This window comes from Peribacillus sp. FSL R5-0717, assembly GCF_038002945.1.
GTDB lineage: Bacteria > Bacillota > Bacilli > Bacillales > DSM-1321 > Peribacillus > Peribacillus frigoritolerans.
Genome location: NZ_JBBOOF010000001.1, coordinates 2,325,797 through 2,348,633 on the forward strand (window position 1 = coordinate 2,325,797; position 22,837 = coordinate 2,348,633).

At 39.0% G+C, this 22,837-nt stretch carries 13 protein-coding genes; 5 read left to right on the plus strand and 8 right to left on the minus strand.

Annotated features, from left to right (window positions below; translation table 11 throughout):
• Positions 1 to 24: 24 nt before the first annotated feature.
• Entirely contained in the window at positions 25 to 1,563 is a 1,539-nt protein-coding gene (locus tag NYE65_RS11375) for a glycosyltransferase family 2 protein (RefSeq protein WP_340860954.1), read from the minus strand.
• Positions 1,564 to 1,659: 96 nt separating this feature from the next.
• Positions 1,660 to 4,989 carry a CDP-glycerol glycerophosphotransferase family protein gene (locus NYE65_RS11380; protein WP_340860955.1) on the minus strand — a complete coding sequence of 1,110 codons (3,330 nt, stop codon included), beginning with the start codon at positions 4,987 to 4,989 and terminating at the stop codon, positions 1,660 to 1,662.
• An 888-nt stretch (positions 4,990 to 5,877) separates the two neighbouring features.
• Here NYE65_RS11380 and tagD point away from each other — a divergent pair.
• From tagD to NYE65_RS11400, 4 genes are all read left to right on the plus strand, one after another.
• On the plus strand, positions 5,878 to 6,276 hold the full coding sequence (tagD, locus tag NYE65_RS11385; protein ID WP_034315711.1) for a glycerol-3-phosphate cytidylyltransferase: 399 nt from the start codon (positions 5,878 to 5,880) through the stop codon (positions 6,274 to 6,276).
• Positions 6,269 to 7,432: a CDP-glycerol glycerophosphotransferase family protein gene (locus tag NYE65_RS11390; RefSeq protein ID WP_340860956.1), complete on the plus strand. Its 1,164-nt coding sequence runs from the start codon at positions 6,269 to 6,271 to the stop codon at positions 7,430 to 7,432. The genes tagD and NYE65_RS11390 overlap by 8 nt, the downstream gene beginning before the upstream one ends.
• Before the next feature lie 293 nt (positions 7,433 to 7,725).
• A complete protein-coding gene (locus tag NYE65_RS11395; protein ID WP_328175722.1) occupies positions 7,726 to 8,766 on the plus strand; it encodes a C40 family peptidase in 1,041 nt (346 codons plus the stop codon).
• 263 nt (positions 8,767 to 9,029) lie between these two features.
• The gene (locus NYE65_RS11400; protein WP_340860957.1) at positions 9,030 to 9,956 is read left to right on the plus strand and encodes an LCP family glycopolymer transferase; all 927 of its coding nucleotides are present in this window, start codon (positions 9,030 to 9,032) and stop codon (positions 9,954 to 9,956) included.
• Positions 9,957 to 9,976: 20 nt separating this feature from the next.
• Here NYE65_RS11400 and NYE65_RS11405 read toward each other — a convergent pair whose 3' ends face one another.
• From NYE65_RS11405 to secA, 3 genes are all read right to left on the minus strand, one after another.
• Positions 9,977 to 11,764, minus strand: coding sequence for an LTA synthase family protein (locus NYE65_RS11405; protein ID WP_340860958.1), 1,788 nt, complete (start codon positions 11,762 to 11,764; stop codon positions 9,977 to 9,979).
• Between the two features lie 244 nt (positions 11,765 to 12,008).
• The gene (locus NYE65_RS11410) at positions 12,009 to 12,470 is read right to left on the minus strand and encodes an SLAP domain-containing protein (protein ID WP_340860959.1); all 462 of its coding nucleotides are present in this window, start codon (positions 12,468 to 12,470) and stop codon (positions 12,009 to 12,011) included.
• The gene (gene secA / locus NYE65_RS11415; RefSeq protein ID WP_340860960.1) at positions 12,467 to 14,845 is read right to left on the minus strand and encodes a preprotein translocase subunit SecA; all 2,379 of its coding nucleotides are present in this window, start codon (positions 14,843 to 14,845) and stop codon (positions 12,467 to 12,469) included. Before secA ends, NYE65_RS11410 begins: the two co-directional genes overlap by 4 nt.
• Before the next feature lie 256 nt (positions 14,846 to 15,101).
• On the opposite strand from secA, the gene NYE65_RS11420 reads away from it, so the two are divergent.
• Positions 15,102 to 16,526, plus strand: coding sequence for an alkaline phosphatase (locus tag NYE65_RS11420; RefSeq protein ID WP_340860961.1), 1,425 nt, complete (start codon positions 15,102 to 15,104; stop codon positions 16,524 to 16,526).
• Positions 16,527 to 16,839: 313 nt separating this feature from the next.
• Here NYE65_RS11420 and NYE65_RS11425 read toward each other — a convergent pair whose 3' ends face one another.
• The 3 genes from NYE65_RS11425 to NYE65_RS11435 form a co-directional block, all read right to left on the minus strand.
• Entirely contained in the window at positions 16,840 to 18,909 is a 2,070-nt protein-coding gene (locus NYE65_RS11425; RefSeq protein WP_340860962.1) for a SpoIID/LytB domain-containing protein, read from the minus strand.
• A 321-nt stretch (positions 18,910 to 19,230) separates the two neighbouring features.
• On the minus strand, positions 19,231 to 21,237 hold the full coding sequence (locus NYE65_RS11430; protein ID WP_340860963.1) for a penicillin-binding transpeptidase domain-containing protein: 2,007 nt from the start codon (positions 21,235 to 21,237) through the stop codon (positions 19,231 to 19,233).
• A 150-nt stretch (positions 21,238 to 21,387) separates the two neighbouring features.
• Positions 21,388 to 22,824, minus strand: a complete 1,437-nt coding sequence (locus NYE65_RS11435) for a hypothetical protein (protein WP_340860964.1) — start codon at positions 22,822 to 22,824, stop codon at positions 21,388 to 21,390.
• Between the last annotated feature and the right edge of the window lie 13 nt (positions 22,825 to 22,837).

A 22,837-nucleotide genomic window follows, 5' to 3' on the forward strand; every position in this document is an offset into this window, starting at 1 on the left:
TTATTTTTGGCGTACTTCTAACAGCTACTCCAAAGACTTAATTGCCAGTCCCAAATTATTTGCCACTGTTGTATAAAACTCCACATTTTTCTTATTATACGTCATCTTATTTTTCAAGATCCTTTTAATATTCACCAATTGATAATCATTGTAGCGAATGAACACTGTAAATAATGACATTTCCATTTTATCAATTTCTTCTAAAGAAACAGTAAACTGACCTCTATTACCTTCTATTTGAACTCCGCAATTGATTTCATTGTCCATTCTTTTTCGATCACGTATCAATACTGAATCTATGTTGTCTATATCATCACCATAAATCTCAAAACTTTGGTGGTAGACATTATCCATGATAAAGGAATCCATTGCACGGGCAAGCATCGGTATCCTGACAAAGCGATATTCGTCCTCCAGAAATGGCAGTTCATAATATGGTAAACCGTCTTTAATGTGATACTTTTTATTGGAATCTCGCTTTAACCATTCAAATAACTTTACGAAATCCTCAATGCGATCCCCCATGAATAATTCAAGAGCCAATTTATAAATAGGCACCTTAAATTCATTCTTAAAATCATATGACAAGTTTTTCGCAGTTTCGACAGCTTCCCTTAATATTTCTATAAAATCTTCTTTATTCTTGGATTTCACAAAAGTTTGGCTGTCGAACGTTTTTAAAATATCGTACTCATAAATCCGGTTAAGGGCCACCTTTTTCAATTCAATGGCAATGTCTTTGGATTGAATATACTTTATTATGTCGATATCCGCTTTTCTTTTTTCCAGCACATTCGTAACACGTGTTAAAGAAGAGGGATTTTCTGAAGTCCTATTGACATAATAAATAGGTTTTTTAGTAGTTGATACTGCTCTGACTTTAAAGAAAACATCATTAAAAAACCATTTATCTTCACCGAATTTCATATTCGGAAAACCAATTTCATGTTCTTTAACCATAGGCAGATTCATCATCCTGGCCGTTGGACCCATATGATAAAAAAAGTGCGGAACATCCATTGGGGTGATGCTTCTTCTTTCTTTAATGGAAGCAAACTCACCGATGACACTCTCTGCCTCAGATTCGACTTTTACCGTTTTGCCCACTACATAATCATCACCGGTTTCCTCCAGGATATTATAGAGGCTTTCCAGCCCATCATGGGCAAGCCAGTCATCCGCGTCTAAAAAAGTTATATATTTGGATGTTCCCAATTCAATTCCAATGTTTCTAGGGGTTCCAGGTGAACCATTATTTTCTTGAAGAGTAACTAAACAGATATTTTTATATTTAGCTGTATACTCCTGAATGATTTTATTGGTAGCATCAGTCGAACAATCATCAATAATGATATATTCAATCTGATCTATACCCATTGTCTGATTTATTACTGATTCAATCGTTTTTCTGATGAATTTTTCAGCATTATAAGCAGCCGTGACTACAGTGACCTTTTTTTCTTTTCCTAAAAATTTATTCCTTAAGCCTACAGGGTTATTTTTTATTGAAATTTTACCGCTCTTTAAAAGTTCCCTCGCCTTTTGACGTCCCAAGAAATTCATACGATTCCCTCCTTTTATGTAGAGGTAACATAGATGTTTCTATCAGGCAGCCAGTTACCAGTTACTTAAAAGCAACAATACCCTTTATTTCAGGAATCAATCATTAAAAAATTTATCCACGATTCTCTGTGTAGCTTTACCATCCTCTATTCCACAATACTTCTCTCTAAATAAACCATATCTCTCTTTGTATTGCATGTTTATTTCATCAATATTGGTAATAGTATCGATAATCTCCTCAGTCGTTTTTAAAAATGGACCTGGTGCTTCCTTTTCAAAGTCCATATAGAATCCGCGGATGTTATCTCTGTAATCTTCCAAGTCATACGTGTAGTACAAAATCGGCCGGGCAGTATTAGCAAAATCGAACATTACGGAAGAATAATCCGTAATCAATATATCAGAAATCAGGTAAAGTTCCTGGATATCTGAATAATTGGATACATTTATCACGAAATCCTCGAATTCGCTCGGAATGCTGAGATTATTACTTATAACAACATGCATCCTTAACAACAGGATATATTCATCCCCTAGTTCTTCCTTCATTCTTTCCAAATCAAATTTCAGCTCGAAAATGAATTTATTGTTTTTCGAAGTTTGATTATCCCGGAATGTAGGAGCATATAAGATGACTTTTTTTCCTTTTGGTATCTTCAGTTTTTCCATCACTGAGTCGGCAACCATTGGAGCATCTTCCTTGTAAAACAAATCATTTCTCGGATATCCTGTTTCCAATATTTCCCCCTCATATTTGAAAGCACTTCTGAAGGCTTTGGATGCGTATGGACTTGGTGATATTAAATAATCCCACGTTCTCGTTGCACCATGCACCCGATTCAAGTATCCCTCGTCTCTTCCTTGAATATTATCGATATCAAACAGCATTTTTTTCAAAGGGGTTCCATGCCAAGTCTGAATATATGTCGTTTCCTTCCTTTTACTTAAATAAGTAGGGAAGTTTTGATTATTTATCCAATAACCTGCTTTGGCCAAATAATAATAATATTCCGGGCTTAGGCGTTTGATCAGCTTCGTGTTCTTTCCTTTTATCGGTAAATTACCATTATACACCCAAACTTTTTTATATTTATTATCCCTTTTGACCAGTTCTTCATAAATATATTTGGGGCTATCGGAGAATTGCTTCCCTATCCCACTTTCAAAAAGAATAAGGTTCCGGTCAACCGGTATGATCCTGGACATGATTTTATAAACTTTTTTCATGACAGGGAAATACTGTTCACTTTTCCTAAATCGATTCATAATGAGTTTTGATATCGGGTGGTTATATAATTTAATAAGTGAATTCTGATCTTTTTCTGCATGTTTAATCACTTCGAATATCCTTGAATTAGAATGGACATCGCGATATTTAATAAAACGGTTGGCCTTATCGATATACTTTTTCTTCATGACAAAATCAGTGTTGGCGTATTCGGCTAATACACCCAACAATCCATCCAATTCATCAACGATTTCACCCGGAAGATCGTTATCCAAATCCAAATGTGACGGTCTTTTCCCTATGAAACGATCTCTATCAAATTGATAGTAAATAACCGGTTTATGCAGGAAACTAAAGTCGAAAGCAACACTTGAATAGTCTGTGATCATGATCGCGCTTTCCTTAATTAACCTTTGGACATCCACTTCACCCTGACTAATCACCCGAACAGGGGCATCTTTAAAATAAGACGTGAATTTCTGCATATTAGGGTGAAGGCAAAATATGATTTCAAACCCATTATTTTTAGATAACTCATGTAAAACCGGGTGATTCACCAAGTTCTGATACCTTTCGAAATACTCGCTTTCCAAAAATATTTCATCGGATGTAATCCAATCTCGCCATGTCGGAATGATGAGTAATTGCCGCTTTGTTAAAACATCATCCTTAAACAGTGAGTCGAACCTAGAAAGCCCGGTCGTGAATACTTCCTTTTCGTTGTACCCAAAATCCGTTACGATCATATCCTTTTCGAAGTCTGAACTAACTAGAAAAACATCCGTACTAAAACCGGAGGATGCATTTTTCCCGTAGTTTGCAACCATGTTCTTAGTGCCCATAACACCATGTTGAAGAAATACCTTAACTCCCTTAACACGATTTTTAAATTCAGATGTTCTTAAAGGATATAAATAATCCGGATGATGTGATGAAATGATACGTGTCGATTCCATTGTCTTTTTAATATGATCCTTTGACTTGAAATAAAGGATATTCCCAAAGGGCTCGACGTTCTTGGCTTCCACGGAATTTTCTTCTATTACATAATAGACTTCTTTTTCAGGGTGGTTTTCCCTCATATATTTAAAAAAGTGATATCCGGTATCTTGGGCTTTATAAGTTCTTTCGCCAATTAGCCAAACATCCTTTTTCTTTTTAAATAGGGCCAAAAAACGCCTCCATCCCATCATCTTTTTTAAATATCGATAACTTTCCGTAGAGAAGTTAAACACTTCCAAAGATAAATTGGATGCTTTAAAGGTATAATATGGATTGATGATGGCCACTCCATTATTCGAGCTCACATCGGTCTTTTTTGTAAATAATTTAGTTCTCGTGGTCGGTCTTCCGACGCGTACCATTTTCGGCTCTTCCTGATCATGTAAATGTAATTTCATGTAAATATCATAGACATCATCTTCCAAATCCACACTGACTAATTGTTCTAAATCCAATTTCAAATCATATATATAACGATTCAGTCCAAATTTCTTAATATTCATTTCCTTATTATGAATAAAAGATAGATTGGCCTGATATTCTTTGCCACTTTGTCTTCCTCTAACTAGGCCCTCACCTTTTATGATCGCGGAATGCTTGGTGAAGATTTGACCATTAACATGCATGGTCTTCGAATTGTTTTTCATTTTTTCAATTTGAGACTTAATCTGAATTTTAGGAGTTTTATTGATGTAAAGAGATATATTTCCTTTATTCGTTATCGAGAATATACTTTGCTTATCTTCAAAGGTGTAAATACTTAAATTGTTCGTGTACGTCTCCTGAAAACGCCCTAGACGAATTGGAAATTCAATATGAACCTGTTCGTTCTCTTCTACATATTCAGCTTTATGTTCGATATTAAGTATTGTTTTCTTGCTCAGCTTTTCAATCGGAACGGCTACCTTTATATAACAGTCATAAACAGTCGGTTCATCATCTGCTAATTTCCGCATTAAATCTTTCATATCTACTTTAAAATCAAATTTAGACGAGCTCACCGATTCAGCTATTTTTATTTTCTGATCTTCGTTTTCCCTAGAATATAGCCATAGTTCTTTTGCGCAATAATGTTCTATTGAAAATTCTCCTTTAATCAATAGCATATTTTCCTCTTGCGCAATGGTCAGAACTTGTTTTAGCTTAATTTTAGGCGCTTTTTTTGCTTTCCCTTTTCCAAGAAGCTTTTTAATCATTTTAGACCACCTATAACAAATTATTTATTTAAATAAAAATGAATCATTCATTGTACTTTAAAATCATAAACTTTTTTTGGTTTTTCCTCAATATCATTAAACTGACAGGTATATTTCCCTTAATCCCCCTTAAATTCCATCTATGAACAAAAAAGAAAATATCCAGGTGATTCATTGTCGTACCAAAACAAAAAATCGCAAAAATCAAATGCATGTCCTTCAATGTTGCCAGAATGGAAAGGGAATAGCAAAAACATGTCTTTCAATTACAAAGAAGTCTTCTTACTATCAAAGGGAACGCTTTCAGAACAGGTCAACCGTTTATATTCTCCCCTCATTAAATGGTTCCATAAAAGTTAAGCGATAGATTTATGGCCGATAGATACCCATCCTCTGTCCTTCACCTTCCACTTTTAGAAAACAGGATTTATGAAGCTCCTCTAGTTGTTCTCTCCTAAACGTGGTAAAATTGTGAGTGGCTTTTCTGATTGCAGCAAGAATGATGAAATCTTTTTTCATTCATTAATGTGAGGGGAATTATTTTTAAATACCATTAAGTATAAATCCTTACATTAATTATGGACACTTTATTATGCCCTTCAGAGTCATACAAATTAGTCAACATTTAATTTTAACTTAAAAAATAATATTTACAAGAATCATCAATGTAAAAAATTGTGGTTTATTTGTAAAAAAATTGTGGTTTATTTGTAAAGCTATTAAGTTATAATTAGTTAGAGAATGTCATTGCCTAAAAAATATAGGAAAACAACAAGCAGAATTAAAGAGCTGGTTGCCTGTTTTATTGTTCCATTTCATATTCTAATAGACCAAATATATATTAATTTTATTGAATAACAGTTCAAGAGTCTTAAAGGAGGAATAAAAATGAAAAAAGTAATCACTTACGGAACCTTTGATTTGCTTCATTGGGGTCATATCAATCTATTAAAACGTGCTAAAGATTTAGGGGATTATCTGATCGTTGCCATTTCTACGGATGAATTCAATGCTTTAAAAGATAAAAAAGCTTATCACAGCTTTGAAAACAGAAAAATGATCCTAGAATCAATTCGTTATGTGGATGAAGTCATACCTGAAGACAATTGGGAACAAAAGAAGGAAGACATCGTTCGCGAAGGTGTGGATATCTTTGTAATGGGTGATGACTGGAAAGGCCAATTCGATGAATTATCCGAAGTTTGTGAAGTGGTCTACCTTCCAAGGACAATCGGTATTTCGACTTCCCAAATTAAAGATGACCTTCTACAAGTTACTAATGGCTAAAGAATTCGCGATAGGGATTTATCTTTTTTGTTTCAAAGTTTTATTCTCTATCTTTAAACTTTTCCCTTTATATGACAAAACGACCTTTGTCACATCATTCGGGGACAATTGCCAATATATCGCAGATGAAATGGACAAGCAGGACATTTCCGTTCAAAAGGTATTTTTAATGAAATCAAGCAGTTCTATACAAGTTAAGGACGATGGGGAAACCATCGTCCTTCCGTTTGAATCAAAAAATATCAGTGCCATGATCCGATCGATTTATCATCTGGCTACATCAAAATGGATTATCATCGATAATTATTTTGGCTTTCTTTCAGCCATTTCATTCAAAAAGCAAGTGACATGCGTGCAAGTGTGGCATGCGGCCGGTGCCGTAAAGCAATTCGGAGCAAAAGACCCTTCCATTAAAAACCGTTCAGCCGGTGCAAGGAAAAGATTTTTTGAGGTATATGGTAAATTCGATTATGTTACGGCAGGTTCAGAGAGAATGGCCGAGATTTATCAAGAAAGTTTCCAACTGCCGGCATCCCATATCCTAAGGACCGGGATCCCTCGGACCGATTTCTTTTTTAATGATGAATCAAAAAGGACTGCCCGTAATGCTTTGCTGGCCAAGTATCCAGAACTTGAGCATAAGAAAATCATGTTATATGCCCCTACATTTCGTAATGACGGCTTGAACAACGGAGAGATTGCTCTTGATTTGGAATTGCTCTACAAGGAACTTAAGGGCGAAAATTATGCGTTATTACTAAAGCTGCATCCAGCTGTAAAAGCAGAGCATGATTTACAAGATAAATTCCCGGGATTCATTTACCCTGTCAATAGTGACTTTCACGTTAATCAACTGCTGATCAGTACGGATCTTTTAATAACCGATTACTCATCAATTCCATTTGAATTCTCTTTTTTGGGAAGACCCATGATATTCTTTGCATATGACTTAGAAAAGTATGTGCAGGAACGGGGATTCTGGGAGGATTACTCTTCTTCCATGCCCGGACCCGTGGTATCCACCACAGAAGAGCTCTTGAGGAAAATCCGTACCGCCGATCATTCATTAATGAAGATCGCTTCCTTTAACCAAAAATGGAATGAATACTCCACAGGAAATTCAAGCAGGGACTTAGTTGATTTCCTTTATAAATAAAACCACCCACTTCGTAAAACGCAGTGGGTTTTCTTTTTTCCCATAACCACAGAGCGGGCATTCACGTCCTAAAAAAAGGTGCATTTTTACAGAAAGTGACAAAGGGAAACGCCACACTCCGAAATATGAAAAAAGACTCATAATATAGAAAATATTGTAGATTACAATACTCAAACGCCACCAATATAAACCAGTAAAATACTACTATTTTCCCCTCGTAACAAAAATGTAATATGTTTAAACCCATTCATTTTGTTAGAATAGGGAAAAAGACATATTCGAGGTGGAAAACCGTGAAAAAAAGTGTTGTCGCATTTTCGACATTAGCCATTTTATCTTCGACTTTTGTTTCTCCTGCCCTTGCCGGTACATATACAGTCAAAAGCGGTGATAACCTAAGTAAAATCGCCCAGAAGCATAATACGACGGTAAAAGACTTAAAACAGCTTAATAACTTAAAATCAGACTTCTTGAGAATCAATCAAAAATTAATTACACCCAACTCCAAAACAACATCAAATGCTTCTTCAGTTTCCGTGAAAACAACAAAGAAAACCACATATACCATTGTTTCAGGTGATACCTTAACCAGGATAGCAAACAAGCATAACCTTACACTTGCTGAATTGATGAAAATGAATAACTTAAAATCCGATAGAATTTATGCAGGCGCCAAACTTATCGTATCCAAATCAACCACCACCACTACCATTGATTTACCCGGCAGCTCCAAACCATCCAGTGGTACACAGACCCCAGCCAATTCGTCTACATACATCGTGGTAAAAGGTGATACTCTTTCCAAGATTTCCAGAAAAACAAACTTGACTGTAGCCCAGCTTAAATCAATCAACTCGTTAAAGTCCGATTTAATCAGAGTGGGTCAAAAACTGAAATTAAGTAAATCGGCAAGCACTGCCCCTGCAGATAAAAACGATGGTGGAAAAGTGGATGCCCCAAGTTCAGGAAACAAAGTGTCCAAGCTCGTTTCCGAAGCAAAGAAATTGATTGGCACACCTTATTCGTGGGCGGGTTCCTCCCCATCAGGATTCGATTGCAGCGGATTCATCTACTATACGTTCAAGAAGGCTGGGTATGATGTTCCAAGGCTTTCATCATCCACCTATTATGATATGGGCAAAAAAGTTACTTCACCGAAAAGCGGCGATCTTATCTTCTTTGCAACGGGTTCCAATAAATCAGTCATAAGCCATATGGGAATTTACTTGGGCGGCGGGGAATTCATTCATGCCTCATCAAGTAAGGGAGTAACGATCAGTACTACTTCAAACTCTTATTTCAAAAGTAAAATCATCGGTTATAGAAGTTTATAAGATTTACTTGCCAGACTTTCTCTTAAAGTCTGGCCAATTTATAAAAAGATTCATAACTTCTATAATTTTTGGAAAAAATGAACGCTGTGTAAACGAAGGAATTCAGAATCCTTCGTTTTTTTGAATGAAAAAAGGTAAATATGCACTCTAACTACAAAAAGAAACTATTCTATTTTTGACAAAAAAAAGGTATAGTTAAAAATACCGACTAGGTACTTTTTCACACCTTCCATTTTGTGGGATGGTTAAGGGAGGAATATTAAATGAGATCCGAACATAAAAAAAAGAAAAAGAAACGCAAAACGTTTAAAATAATCGGCTTCACCCTTCTTATCCTTATCATTGGCGCAGGTGTTTATGGCGCTTCAGTATATCAATCATTAGCCGGTGCGATCAGCACTATGCAGGGCACAGCCCATAAAACGGATAAACGTGTAGAGGACATTAAGTTCAAAAGCCAAGATCCATTTTCATTACTAATTCTTGGTGTGGATGAAAGAAAAAATGACTCAGGTCGATCAGATACGATGATTGTCATGACCGTTAATCCTAAAAAGGAATCGATTGAGTTATTGAGTTTACCGAGAGATACCCGTACAGAGATCGTCGGTAAAGGTATAAATGATAAAATGAACCATGCCTATGCATATGGCGGAGTCGCCATGTCGATAAATACAGTGGAATCCTATTTGGATATTCCGATTGACTATTACGTCAAAATGAATATGGAAGGCTTTCAGGATATCGTGAATGCCGTTGGTGGTGTCACGGTCGATAATGATATGGACCTTGCCTATAAAGGATATACCTTCAACAAAGGTACAATCGACTTAAATGGTAAAGAGGCCTTGATTTATTCCCGAATCCGTAAAGAAGATCCCCGCGGGGATTATGGACGGCAAATGCGGCAACGCCAAGTTATCCAAGCTGTCATGAAAAAAGGGGCAAGCCTATCAACACTTACCAATTATGACGATATATTCGAAGCTTTAGGTAAAAACGTGGAAACCAATTTAAGTTTCAATGAAATGTTGAGCATTCAAAATAACTACAAATCATCCCTCAAAAATATTAAACAATATACACTTGAAGGTGACAATCAACGGGTAGATGGCGTTTGGTACAACATCGTTCCAGAAGATACAAAGCTTGAAGCCCAAAATCGCGTTAAAACACATTTGGGATTATAATGGAAGGAGGATGACTTTTATCAGTCATCCTCTTTTTTTACCTCTTTCTCAATTTTTTTAAAGTAATCGGAGCGTATCACCTGATCACTCAGATCAATCTCATTTTGATCTTCTGATGAAAATCCTTCGACCTTGCCTTCCCCATTTATTTTCATTTGAGAACCATAATCCCCTTTTAATATCAAGGCATCACCCTCTTCGCCATCCAGCATGCTCTCTCCAAAGTATGAAGAACTCTTTATATTGAACAAATCATATAGAGTGGGCAGAATATCGATTTGGCCCGCCACCTTATCAATCGTTGTCCCTTCCATTTCCTCCTGATAAATGATCACGGGAATGGGCATATATTTTTCAATCCACTCTTCATTGTTAATTTTACTACCATAATACGCTTCAACCTCGTGTTTATCTTTTAAGAATAGCCCATCATGATCTCCGTAAATGACAATTACGCTGTCTTTCAACTTCCCGTCATCCTTCAACTTCTTCACGAAATCCCCGATAGCTGAATCTGTATAATGAATGGCTTCGAAATATTTAGTCAGGTAACTATTTTCTTTTCCAACTTCAGGCTTCATTGTTATCTGTTCCTTCGGCAGTGAAAAAGGTACATGGCTGGTCAAAGTAACGAAAAAAGCGTAATAGGGGTTTTGTTTATCTTTTAAGAAATCATAGCTTTGATTAAAGAAACTGCGGTCTCCCAAGCCCATCGAAATCATCTCGTCCTGCTTCATATCCTCTATGGAAAGATAGTCATCAAAACCTAGCGAGGGATATGCATGCTGCCTATTCCAAAAGTCTTCTTCATCTCCGTGGAAAGCAAAACTTTGATAATCCGACTTCTTTAATTCCTTGGCAAGACTAGGAAAATCATTATAAGGGAACCGAAAAAAGGTCGCACCTTGCTTTAAAGGAAATAGTCCGGTATTCACAATAAGCTCTCCATCAGATGAATTTCCAAATACCGTCTGCGGATATACATGCGGGAAATACAATCCCCCTTTCGCCAGTTCATTCATGAATGGCGTGACCTCCTGCCCGGCACTGGTTTGAAAGAGCGGAAACGCCTGTAAAGATTCCACCTGGATGATAATGAGATTCTTCCCTTCCAAGGATCCTGAATGGGCATTTTCCTTTTTTTTCTTTTTATTGAAGTAATCAGAAACGGCCTTCTTTTCTTCCGAAGACATTTCATCCCTTCCCGAGTCAGTAAAATAGGCATACGCATCCAATGCGTGATGACCGATAGGGCCCCAGGTTCTTAAGAAGGTATTTGCCTCATAACGCCGGGTTATATCGACTTTGTCGATAAAGATATTCTTGACCGGTTTTAATCCTGCTATCATCAGGAATATTACGGCCGGCACAAGTGCCATATGCTTGAGGGGGTATTTTTTCTTCACAAAAGATTCAGCAATTGGAATGCCTGCCAGAAGAAAGATTGCATCCTTGATTTCCATCATACTGAATATACTTTCACCTAGCCCATTCAGATTGCTTTTTTGCATCCACATATAGGACGTTATAGGTGTCGAATAATAACGATAAAACCAGATGTCCCCAAGGAAAAAGACCATGATCGAAAGAAGGAAAACTGAAAAAATGATGCCCTTTACGATTCCATTTGATATCCATTCCTTCAGGTAAACAACAAAACCGGTAGCGCCGATGATTATCGTAATTATTCCAATTGAAAGATCGTTACCCATCCTATCATTCGTATAAATGAAAAGTATGGCCACGATTGAGAATGACAATAACTCAAATAGCCTCTCCTTCAAGCGTTGATTACAGTTATTCTTCATGCTCCTGCCACTTTCCTCTTCATTATTTCCAAGCCTTGGTTAGGCTAGATTGCGGAAGATTACTTATAAATATTACTTAGCGTTACCATTTATGAGAAATTGCACACAGAAAATGGCATAAATATTTGGTGCTACTTACCTCCCTAATAAACAAAAAACCTTCATCACTAAAAGGATGAGGGCTTTGCTTTGGTGCTCCTGTAAAAAAGCTGCCGATTGCCGCTAGACTCTTGCGGTTGTTTTTCTACTTTCTCTTCCATTCAAAAGCAATCTTCCAACCTTCATCAGGAATCGATTCCGCCAACATATCCCCTTCCTCGAACAAGAAACGCCATGGCATGCATGAAAGTGCTGGAAGCTCACCAAGCTCTGTGAGATCGAATGTCTTTTTCGCGAGGAATTTTCCATCTCCATCAACTAACAGTAAATCCACGATATCAAAACTGACAGCTTTCTCTATTGAACTTCGCAGAAAAGCCTCTATGATGACATCATCTTCCACCCTAGTCAGCTTGATGTCGGATATAGAAATTTGGTTCGGTTTTAATGCAGGCAGCCTTTGATGGTGGAATTTATATACATATTCCTCTTGCTTGGAAATATCCCACCTCTTGTGAAACATCAGGACAGTATGAAGGGTGTCATCATGATTTGCTAACTTAGGTACATCTGAAGCTGCATTATCCCTTTTTCCAAATAAACTCATCGTTCCTCCCCCTCGAAAGAAGCTGCATCTTGCTGATTGCTTTTCATATATTCCATAAAACGGATGCTTATCTCCGCCTCAATTTTACTTAATAGAAGGTTGAATTGACTGAGAGCTGCTTTTTCAAACAACGCATATGGGTCCTGCTGACCATATTCGCTTAAACCAATGCCTTCCTTCAAACTGTTCATTTCATCTAAATGGTTCATCCAATTTGTATCGATTTGCTGCAGCATGAAAGCGCGCAACTGGTTTCCCCATTCTGCATCGTCTTGAAAGATCACCAGTCTCGATTCCCATTCACCTAAAGCCTCCAACACCCTTCCTTCAATTTGGCCTTCTATATCCTTCAAATCACTTTCCTGCCAACCTAACGACAGCAAAACAAGGGATAGCTCTTCATTTAAGGTAAAGGAGTCAGGCTCCGCTATATGTTCACGGTCATATTTCACTGTGAGCCGAGTAATGTATTTTACGATGTAGTCTAGTAAAATGGCCGACATCCGTTCAGGCTCCATATCAAGAATCCGATCTCTCATTGCATAGATGATTTTACTCTGCTCATTTAATGCATGTTCCAACTTCAATAAGTGATATCGGCTTGATTGATGCATCTGCTCTACCGTTTCCTGAACCATTTTAACGAATTTATCGGGTGCAGGACCCAGCACCAACCCATTTTCATCCGTTTTGATTTTCTTGATATAACGTCCCATTTCTTCTTCATCATAGTAATGAAACAAATCATCTTCCAAAGAAATGATGAATTGTGTTGAACCAGGATCACCCTGCCGCCCGGAACGTCCTCTTAACTGCATATCGATCCGACGGCTTTCGTGTCGCTCCGTCCCGATAATATGAAGGCCGCCCAATTCCTTGACATCATTCCCAAGTAATATATCCGTTCCTCTCCCAGCCATGTTCGTAGCCAGCATCACCTGTTTTTTTTGCCCGGCATTCGCAATGATCTCCGCTTCATCCTCTTCCGTCTTCGCATTAAGGATTTGATGTTTAATTTTCCGATTATCCAGTTGAACCGAAATTTTTTCAGATTGCTCAATGGAGGTCGTCCCGATCAGGATAGGTCTGCCTTCATCATGGATCCGTTTTACTTCCGTGACGATTTTGTTGATTTTGCTTGTTTCATCTTTATAAAGCAAATCAACCTCATCCACTCGAATAATAGGCTCATTAGTTGGAATTTCAATGACGGGGAGCTGATATATTTCCTGGAATTCAGACTTTGATGGTATGGCACTCCCTGTCATCCCAGACATTGAATGATATAATCGAAAATAATTTTGGACGGAAACCATAGCCTGTGTTTCATTCTCTTCGGAAATCTCCAATCCCTCTTTTGCTTCAATGGCTTGATGCAGCCCGTCACTGAAGGTTCGCCCTTCCATCACCCTGCCTGTGAATTTATCGATGATTGCAATCTTTCCATCGATGATAATGTAGTCCACATCCAATTTCATGATTGCCCGCGCTTTCAGCGCCTGTGTAACATTATGTAATAACTCTTGATGCTCCATTCCATACAGATTGTCGATGCCAAAGGCCTCTTCAATCTTGGAAGCACCTTGATCCGTGAAGAAGGCGGACCTTGACTCGATGGAAATCTCATAATCCTCCTTTTCTATAAATGTCTTCATGATTTGCGCCGTGATCTGGTGAAGCTCGGTTCCGTCGTTTGCCCTGCCCGCAATGATTAATGGTGTCCTCGCTTCATCTATCAAGATGCTGTCAACCTCATCGACAATGGCAAATCGGTGTCCTCTTTGAACCTTGTCTTCCCTTCGATAAACCAGATTATCACGCAAATAATCAAAACCGAACTCTGTTGCCGTCCCATACGTGATATCTGCCGCATATGCTTCACGTTTCGCGGAAGGTCCCATTTGGGAAATGTTCAAACCGACCGTCAATCCTAGAAATTCAAGAATTTGTCCCATTAACTCTTTATCACGTTTGGCCAAATATTCATTGGCCGTAATAATATGCACACCATTACCGAACAGTGCATGTAAATAGCTAGGCAATGTAGAGACAAGCGTCTTTCCCTCGCCCGTATTCATTTGGGCAATGCCCCCTTCACTAAGGACAAAACCGCCTGCAAGCTGAACATCATGGTGCCTAAGATTCAATACTCGCTTGGAAGCCTCCCTCACGACCGCAAAAGCTTCGGCTTGTATATCCAAAATATTATCACCAGCATCCAAAATGCTTTTAAATCTATCCTTCATTTCATTTAATTCAAGATCTGAATATTTTTCATATTTACCCTCTAGCCGATTCACTTCTTCTACCAACTTATAAATTCTCTTCAAATCTTTAGAACCTTCTTTGAAGAACCTTTTCATACTGGATAGCATAGGGTTTTCTCTCCTATTAATTCAAATGACCTTTAGTGAAATTATATCAGTTATGTATTTACTGTTTATAAATTTCCGCCTTCATATTGTAATTATATAGAAATTCTTTATTTTTTTGAAAGACAAATTATACAAAAACCGACTTGATGCAGCTAACCATGCTAAAAAGATTAGCTCCATTCTGAATATCAGGGAGGGGTTTTTTTATCGTTTTAAACAAATAATAGGAAGACTTTCACCCAATGGAGGATTTCAGATGAATAAGACATCCAGATATAAACTCGTACAGCCGCATCGCTTTGGATTATTCGTTCTTATAATTTTCAATATTAGTATGAGCTCCCCTATTCAAGCAGAAACAAGAAACACCCCCAAGAATGTCATATTGCTGATTGGCGACGGCATGGGGCTAGGGGCAATAGAAATTGCCCGGCAATTGGAATATGGAAAGACAGGTGTACTACATTTGGAAAAAATGGAGCATGTCGCCCTGATGCGCACCTATTCCGCCAATAATTACGTCACTGACTCGGCAGCAGGAGGGTCGGCGATTGCCACTGGTATAAAAACCAACAATGAATCAATCGGTGTCGATGCCAATGGTTCCGAGGTGGATAGTGTATTGGATGCCTTTCAGAACAATGGCAAAAAAGTCGGGATCATCTCAACCAATATGGTAGTCGATGCCACACCCGCTGCCTTTGGTGCAAGTGTGCCTAACCGCTGGACAGGTGGCGCAAATATCGCGAGGCAGCTCTTTGATAACCGGATCGATGTCATTCTTGGCGGTGGTGCCAGCTATTTCGATGCGGATAAGCAGAATGGCGAGAATTTAATCGCCAAATTTAAACAAGCTGGCTATGGGATTACGACGACTAAAGAAGAACTTAGTTCCATTAATAATCCGGCAAAACTTTTAGGATTATTTCACCCTACCTATATGAATTTCAAACTGGATAAAGAAGTTTTACATTCCCAAGAGCCATCCCTCCCCGAAATGACATCCAAAGCGTTGGATATTTTATCCCGGGGTGATAAGGGATTCTTTCTGATGGCCGAAGGTGCGCGTATTGACCATATGGAGCATGCAGCCGACATCACTGGAATATGGAAAGAAACGATTGAATTTGACCAAACCGTGAAAGAGGTTGTAGATTGGGCAAAAAGTCGAAATGATACGTTGATCGTTGTACTTGCAGACCACGAAACAATGGGGACCTCTGCTTCTGAAACAATGGATATCACGGCATTGAAGAAAATCAGGGTTTCATCCGAATATATGTCCAAACAGCTTACATTCGATAAAAATAATGAAATCAATCCAGAAAGTGTCGTTTCCACATTCAAGAAGTATGCACATATATCTCTTACGGATCAGGAAGTCGATCAATTCATTGATAACGTAAGAAAGAATAAAACGCTTGTCTATCCAAAGCATCAAATCGATTGGGAAATCGGTAGCACCATCGCCAGGCACCATAAGGCGGGCGTAGCTGATCGAAGCATACGGGCAGCCAGTTCCACAGGAGGACACACAGCCAACATGATTCCCGTTTTCGCCTCGGGTCCAGGCAGTGAAGCCTTTGATGGAGTCATTGAAAATACCGATATTTCAAAAATCATCACAAAAGCCGCTGGCGTTCCGTTCACACCCGGTCAGCATAAAACAAAAGAGGAATGAATGCATTCATTCCTCTTTTAAGATTCTCATTTTCATTTTGATTAAGGTCCGTTAACTCAAGTTATGGCGAAGTTTGCTGGCATTACTCACGAGTTTAATGCATTTACTCGTGAGTTTCCGCCTGTTACTCGTGAATTTGGTGCGTATACTCGTGAATCCGTGCTTTACTCGAGATTTTGCAGCATTTACTCGTGAGTTTGGTGCATTTACTCGTGAGTTTCCGCCTTTTACTCGTGAATTTGGTGCGTATACTCGTGAATTTGATGAAGAGTCATGATGCCAAAAAAGACGCCATGATTGGCGTCCTGCTCATTCATTTTTTTATATGTTTTTTTAATACATACCCAATTTGGCTTCCCTTTTTCACTTTGTACCACTCATCTTGTTGAGCCAGGATCGTTACAGATTGGTCCCTGTATAGATTCCCAACCGTTTCAGAAGATGCATTTCTATTTTCTTTAATATATAATTCGCTTGCTGTCACTATTCCCGTCGTCTTCCTGATCGAGATTTTCGTTGAAATGGTTTTCTGATTGTCACTCTTATCCTTAGCTGAGATTGTCACCGTAAATATGCCGCCGGACATATTTTTGAAATCCCATGTTGCGGATTGCCTGCCTTTATTGAACGGCCTTTCAAAAAGGATACCGACAACCTTACCTTTACTGTTCTTAATTTCCACTGTTACATTAGCGTTTTCATTAATTATATATGTTATGTTCGCTTTCTCGGTACTATAGTCACCCGATGTTTTGACTTCGGTGATTTTCGGTGCCGCCGTATCTTTACTGATCATGATCGGCATTGTTGCCAAACCTTCATTCCCGTTGCGGTCCATTGCTGATATTTCTGCTTCGTATGTACCGTTACTCACCGCTTTTGTGTTCCAGATTGCTGAATGGGTACCCTTTTTCATTGTTTGGTCACGGACTGGGGTAGCTATAGATTTCCCTTTACCATCTTTAATCGTAAGTGTTACCACAGTATCTTCTTTTAGGGAGTATGTGATTCCAACCTCATCATTGACATGATCCGTTTTCGCTTTCATGCTTACTGAATTCGGTTCTGCCTTAGCGACAAGATCCGTTTTAGATCCAGCGCCTGGTCCATATTCCCTTTCTATAGTTGTGTCAGGATAATAAAATCCCAAAATATCTAGATAAGATTGTCCTGCTTCCGCTCTGTTTTTCGCCCCAAACTGACTTAGCCCGACACCATGCCCATATCCTGACCCTTTAATAGAAATTTTGGAGTGATCGGAGGATGAATGGTCAACCAGATAGCTTTTCATCACCTCTCGCCCCACCATGCCCCTGATTTTGGAAGCTTCTACATTAGTAAGCCTAACCGTTTGCGGCAAAAGCTTTCCCCGGTCATCAACGAGGTCCCTTACATAGAAATTCAATTGGATGGAGCCTTTCGTTACACGTCCTCCCGTTTTCTCATCCGAAAATGTTAACAAGGGAATCTCCGTTATTTTAATATCTTTCTGCGCATATCCATTATTCTTCAGCCAAGCCTTAAGCTTCGGCACAACCGTTTTATCTTTTTCCTCTACACTTGTCCACCATTCTTCCGGTTTAGCTAAGTCCATTTTTGAAAGGTCGATTTGCTGCTTGTCCAGCGTTATCTCCCAACTGGTTTTCGGATCATAGAAATCTTCTTTTATAGATAAATATGCAAGGGGATTGCCACTTGACCAAACATTTGAATTCGATTCGGTCATTCCTCCATTGCTTGAGGAAAAGAACGCTTCGATTATTTCGCCATCATGCTTGATTATCATGCCCTTCGTCTGCTCAATGGCTGAATTAGTTCGATGGTGACCAGCAGCCCCGCCATATACTTGGTAAGAAACCGTATCATCAATTATTGTGGATTGATGGCGAAGTGCATAGGTCCGGGCGGCAATCGCCTGTGCTTTTAAGGCTTCGGAGTGCCATAGTGCAGGCATCTCCAGCGGGACGACGCCCTTTAGGTAATCTTCCATATAAACAGTATTGATCGGACGGATGTAACCGTCCTCCGCTGTAAATGAAAATGAGCCTTGATACGGACGGCCGTTTATGGATAATGAAGAATCAGGTTTAACTGGTATTACCTTAAAAGAAGCATAAGATCCCTTTTTCTTAGATCCTTTGTATACGGCAAGTTTAGCCGACTCCACTTTTAAAGTCAGATTTCCCCCCGCCTTTATGAATATCTCTCCCCTTGATGTACGGTAGTCCCCGGTTGCCGTTATTTCGGCACTGGTTCTATTGCCCAAATAATTCTTCAGTTTCACTTCCATCGTTGAATTTTCTTCTGCTGCCGTCGCTTCATGAAAAGGAAATGCAAAAAAAGTGATAAAGAAAGCGATAAACAAATACTTTAATCTTTTCATTCCTTTTCATCCTCATTCCCATTCAATTCATCTTTCAAGGATTTTTGAATTAATCCCATTCAATCCATCGGCATGTGGTAACATAACGGCCTGGATGATGTCACTCTGTAAACATCATGGTTTCAGGACGTCCCAGTATACTAGCAAGTTATTGAACTCCTTTTTTACATTCTGTATGCACGACCCATTCTCCTTCAAATCCAGCTTCATTGCCGCCACAAATTAGAATCCACAACTAAAATTAAGCAGGACATGGAAGAAGCCAATGTCCTGCTTTTTAATGTTAAATGCTTGCCCAGTTCTGATGGGTGACTTTTTTCTTTACTTTAAATACTTCTTCAACACCGGTTTCATTTGGTCGACAACGACATGGCTGCCGCCTCGTCCTTTTACATCTTCCATCATCCATGCCATGAGAAGTTCCGGGTCTTCTGTGTCCATGGCAACAAACCAGCCGTTTTCTGTTCCGTCCGCGTTTTTGGATGCCTTGATTTCAGCAGTTCCCGTTTTGGCAGCGATTTTGATGCCAAGATCAGCTATTCCATGTCCGCTTCCCTTAGGATGCTCCACTACTTGTGTCAACATCTTGGTGACCTGATTCGCTTGGTCTGCTGATATCGCATTTTCTTTCCATATTTTCTTTTCTATTTTATCTCCAGTTATTAAGAAAGGTGCAGGAATGTTTCCTTCATTCAAGAAGGCTGAATAGGTCATGGCGAGGTGGAGCGTGCTCATTTGAACTTGCGCTTGACCATATCCGGCATCTGCCAATCTTCCCTCACTGTCGATCTTGCCAATGCTCGATGCTTTGATCGGATAATCATAATTCAAAGACTCATCAAATCCGAAAGCTTTGAGTCCATTCGTGAATTTTTCCTTTCCAAGCCCGAGAGCTTTTTGGGCAAAGTAAATGTTGTCTGAATAAATTAATGCCTTTTCCATATCGATTGGAACTCCAGGGTCCGAAACCCTTGTAATGGAATGATCTTTCCATGTCGATTTGGCCCACGTTTTCCCTTGGATATTGATCGACTCTTTCGGATCCACACCATTTTCCAAGGCGATCGCCGCAGTGAGGGCCTTAATGGTTGAACCAGGTGCAAACGTCGAACTGAAGCGGTTCAGAAGTGGTTTTTTCGGGTCCTCTTCAAGCGCTTTTTGTTCTGCTTTCGTTATTCCGAAAATATATTTATTAGGATCGAATGACGGACTTGAAACAAGTGCAAGCGTTTCGCCTGTCTTCGGATCAATTGCCGATGCCGATCCAGTTTCGTTCTTATATTGCTTGAAGATATCCTTTTGAAGCTCAGCGTCGATGGTCAATGTAATTGTTTCTCCCTCTTCAGCAGGCTTTTCAGCAATCACCTTTTCTTCGCCATCTTCCGTTTTAATGAAGATTTTACCGCCAGATTTGCCTTTAAGCCGCGCTTCCAACACTTCCTCAAGACCCCGCTTGCCAATAACATCACTTGCGGTATATCCTTTTCCTTTCAATTTCTCCAGGTCCTCGGCCGATGCCTCACCGACATATCCGATTAGGTGGGCAGTGGCCTCTTTATACGGATATATGCGCTCTTCCGTATTATTGACAGATACCCCGGGAATGCTCAATAGCTTTTCCAAAGTTGCGCTATTATCATTTGACAATTTCTTGATGGGCACGAAATAGCTTGGCTTTACCCATGTTTGTTTTAATTTCTGATTCACTTCGTCAGTGGACATGTTGAGGATTCCAGCGACCTTTTTAACTGTTTCGGATTCGTTGGCCATTTTCTCTGGCACGATTCCCACTTCTGCCACCGTTCCATTCATGGCGAGGCCGCGTTCATTTCGATCGACAATTTCCCCGCGAATGGCTGGATACGATTCAACTGATACCTTCTCACCAGCTTCCAATTGAGGGAATATGTAGCTCTCATCCCACTCGATGTACCAATTTTCTTCCTCGCCTTCCCCTTCCTTGACAAGTGTCGCTTTATGGTCAGAGCTGACTGCGCCCGCCATAGTGGACATATCAACGGTATATGCAAGGCTTACCTTTTCTCCATCTTTATGATCTTTTTCATCTTTTGGCTGTTTATAATCCACCTTTAATTGGTCAGCTTCAATGCCCGTATAGATTTTTTCATAACGCTTCTCAAATTCATCCGCACTGATTTCTTTCCTTGTCTCAGGTGACAGATACTCGTACATCTTCGTAAAATCTTGTTTATTCCAAAGCTTCGTGTATGCCGTAAAGCGCTCTTCCGGACTTGGCTCATCCGAGCAACCGGCCAGGAACAATACGCTCATCAACAATAAGCTGGAAACTAAAGCTAGTTTCTTCATGATTTCCTCCTAATGAATAGTTAGAGTGATATACCTATAGTTTAGCAAAATATTAGGGGAATGGGGGATTTCGTATGCCGAATTTCTTCATTTTTCTAATTTAACCATGTTTTTTCTAAAACAAAAGTCCCGTACATCGTGTACAGGACTTTAAAGCATTCTTTTTTTTCGGCTTTTTTTCTCTTGCAGCCATTTTTTCAGGAAGAAAAAGCCCAGGATGGCTGAAATGATGAGTCCGCTTGTCGTTACAATGACAGCTACCCATTCGTATAAGGTGTAATCCATATACGCTTTCCATGGTAATTTCCCTTTCCAATCTTCAATGTATAAATTCATTCCGAATATACCGGAGACCACCGTATAAATCGTTAGTATTTGCAAAAGATAATTACTGCTTTTCCCAGACAGTTTATCCTGATTTTGATAAAGGTAGGAAAGTGTTTCCTTCACTTCTCTGTAGAGAGGGGAAATCCTGAAGGTTTCATCCGTTTTTTTGAAAAGCTCTTTACCGATTGCCGTACTGTTCACTTCAGTGAATAAGTACTTTGCAGAAAACTGAGTGATCATGAAAATCAGCTGTTCTGTATCCGATTGATCTTTTTCCACATCAATCTGGGAATGTTCATGAGCCAATTTAAGCAGTACGATCTTATAATAGAAGAAAAGCAACAATGTATAAAAATGCTGGCCGTACATTTCGCTTGCCAGTTCTTGTTCCAGTTTACCTGTCGCTTTCGTGACACACGCGAAATGATACATGCTAGTTACATAATAGGTTTCCTTGCCCCACCTGTCATATACCCTTTCTTGATAATACTTTTCTATATAATCAGGGTTTAATGCGCCTATATATGGCTCACCATCATTGTCATACCCGTTCAGCTCACTGATCCGGAATAAATCATTTTTAGAAATATCACGATTCTCGGGGAATGCCGTATAACTGATCACATACATTCTTTCATCGATGAAAAAGGGCAAACTCCCAAAATAGGTCGGATCCGCTTGTTCTTCATCTATATATTCCTCAATAGGCGGCAACAGTTCATTGAAGATGAAATCCTTCACTTGTTCATACTGATTTTCCCGGCAGCCAACTTTCGTTTTTTCTTCATCATCAGCAATCGGTTCGAGGATTCTAAATGTATCGCCAAAATAGAGCACATCATTATGTGAAAGCCCTTCAGGTAAAGTAACACGTAGATTCATCATGCCAATATGAAATGGGCATATGAAAATATCTATAGAGTTAATAATAAATGGGGTATTTAGATAGGGTGATTCGAAGGTACAATCAATATCCATTTTTTTCGTGAAACGCCGCAAGCCTTCCTTCTGTTTTGCATGACCCGGAAATAAAATCGGCTCGATGTATGGCATGAAATACTTTTCCAATTTACGGTGCGAAACTTTATGGCCGCCGTAAAATTGATTTTGTTGTTCCATATCTTTCAAGTTCAAAAAAACGAAATTGTCCTCAAGCAATTTTCCCACAAACTTTTCAATCATTTTTCCTTCAAGCGTAAATGGAAAAATGAACTGCTGGAAAGTTCGCTTCGTGGGATCATTCTTCACTTTCACATCCATAAAATATATTCCT